This is a genomic window from Microcystis sp. M49636_WE2 (assembly GCF_030065375.1).
In the GTDB taxonomy this organism is placed as follows: domain Bacteria; phylum Cyanobacteriota; class Cyanobacteriia; order Cyanobacteriales; family Microcystaceae; genus Microcystis; species Microcystis aeruginosa_C.
In genome coordinates, this window is the sequence record NZ_JASJFG010000036.1 from 1 (window position 1) to 2,310 (window position 2,310).

Below are 2,310 nucleotides of genomic sequence, written 5' to 3' on the forward strand. Positions count from 1 at the left end.
CCGGCTCCAGCCATGGAATATTTGCCGAAAATCATGGTTAAAAGACTGGCGATGTCATTTTCAACGTTTATCTGGGGAAAACGCACCCTAGCCACCTTATAACCGTCGGCTTCCTCCCTGATCCCCACCACTTCCGCTAGGGGTTGTTGCAGCTGCTCTTGACGATGACTGTGGCGCTCGCTCCAAGTGCCGGCGGTTTGACCGATAGCGATCGTTTTTGCCTGTTTTTCGGCATTAATAGCGGGCGGAAAGCGATAATCGACAATTATGGTCATAAAAGGTAAAAAAAGGGAGTGGGAATTATAAATTATAAATTATGAATTATGAATTGGGGAGGTGGGGAATTGGGGAGGTGGGGGAGGTGGGGGAGGTGGGGAAGTGGGGCGGTGGGGAAGTGGGGAGGCGGGGAGGTGGGGCAGGGGGGAATTGGGGAATTGGGGAATTGGGGAATTGGGGAGCCTTTTTTCAGTAAACAGTAATGGGTGAACTGACAACTGATAACTGATAACTGATAACTGATTACTGATTACTGATGGCTTCGATCGATTTTCTTAGCTATTGACAAGGGTTCCCCTAAAAGCCTACAAGTATTTTGGATAGGTATGGCCATTGAGGAACCGACCAAAATATGAAAATAAAGACAAGATTACGCGAATCGGGCAAATTTTTCTTAAAAAGCGGCGCTAGTATTGCCCTAGCACTATTTTTAATCTTAAGTCTGTTCACGGTTAAGGGGACTGCCCCTGCTCTGGCTGTGCTTGCTCAGGGTGATGCGGTAACGGATCCCACTGCTATTTTACGCAATGCCTTACCCATAGATAATAAACCAATTCGTCAAGTGCAACAATCGATCGAAGATATTGCCAAACATCTGCGGGCCAAGCGTTGGAGTCCGATTAAAAAAGATGTCAAGGATGCCAATTATGCCCTTTCTACCAAAAGCAAGGCTATCTTAGATAGTGTTCCCGAAGCCAGTAAAAGCCAAGGGGAGGAATTAATCGAAAAACTCAAAACGGGAGTGGCAGCCCTCGATACGGCCGTAGAAGCGAAGGATAAAGAGGCAGTTTGGTCAACCAGACGGGAATTGCTCAATCATATCACCGCTTTAGAAGAATTAATGGTGGTGGGTTTTCCCTTTAACGTTCCCCCGGAATACGCTAACTTGCCGCAATTGCGAGGACGTGCCACCATAGAGATGCAGACCACCAAAGGAGATTTAACCATCGTTGTGGATGGTTACAGCGCTCCGATTAATGGGGGTAACTTTGTGGATTTAGTCCAACGGGGTTTTTATGACGGTTTACCCTTTATTCGCAGCGAAGATAATTTCGTTGTGCAAACTGGGGATCCCGTCGGTGCAGAAGAGGGGTTTATTGACCCGAAAACTAAACAATATCGCTCTATTCCCTTAGAAATTTTGATTAAAGGGGAAGAAGAACCAGTTTATGGCAATACTCTCGAAGAATTAGGGATTTACTTACCCAGTCTCGCCTTACCTTTTAACGCTTTTGGTGCGGTGGCCCTAGCACGTCCGGATACTAATCCTAATGGAGGTTCCTCGCAATTCTTTTTCTTTAAATTCGATAATGAATTAACTCCTCCGGGGTTTAATCTCATGGATGGTCGTTATTCGGTTTTTGGCTATTTAGTCGAGGGAAAAGAGGTGTTAGAAGAACTTACCGATCAGGATAAGATTATCAGCGTTAAAGTGGTTTATGGCTTAAATAATCTCGTCCAACCTAGCTAGGGTGGGGGTTTTTAACTGGGTTTTGTTAAGGCACAGAGATTAGTATAGATAGGGGAAGCAGCTCAGATTCTGGGTACTTCCCCTGATACCCCTAGGGTCGTTTCATTCTCTCATCGGAATAAATATCTGAAAATTTTTCAAAACGTCGTGCTTTGTAGGGTTGATTCATGAATCAACCCTACCCTTAATCCCCCCTTGATCCCCCCTTAATCCCCCCTTGATAAGGGGGGTGCCTGACAACTTTTAACACCTACCCACTTAAGATTATTAATTCTGCAATCTATGGCCCTGATTATTATTGATTTGATGGCGGCAAAAGTTATTTAATTAACATCAGTTTTATCTAAGTTCCCCGTTCCCTTAATCCTAGTTTCATATCGTCAATCAGCAACGCCTAGGGAGAATTGGTTGATAGCCAAGGTCTAAGAGATGACAGAGTTGGTGATATAGTAACTAAAGATCACACTTAAATCTAACCTTGCCATAGATGCACAAATCTCGAATCTGGCAACCCCAAAAATCTCCCGTCTCTAACATCAGTTTTAGCGATGAAATGAGGTAAG

At 44.6% G+C, this 2,310-nt stretch carries 1 protein-coding gene and 1 pseudogene; one reads left to right on the forward strand and one right to left on the reverse strand.

What is annotated here, in order from left to right; genetic code table 11:
* Positions 1–275, reverse strand: a pseudogene (locus PX484_RS00720) (2,3-diketo-5-methylthiopentyl-1-phosphate enolase); the annotation flags it as partial.
* A 353-nt stretch (positions 276–628) separates the two neighbouring features.
* Between PX484_RS00720 and PX484_RS00725 the strand changes: the two are divergent.
* On the forward strand, positions 629–1,747 hold the full coding sequence (locus PX484_RS00725; RefSeq protein WP_287667051.1) for a peptidylprolyl isomerase: 1,119 nt from the start codon (positions 629–631) through the stop codon (positions 1,745–1,747).
* The last annotated feature ends 563 nt before the right edge of the window (positions 1,748–2,310 follow it).

What these genes read in the sequence shown, in the direction of transcription:
- PX484_RS00725 (WP_287667051.1), top strand. Translation starts at nt 629, where the DNA reads ATGAAAATAAAGACAAGATTACGCGAATCGGGCAAATTTTTCTTAAAA.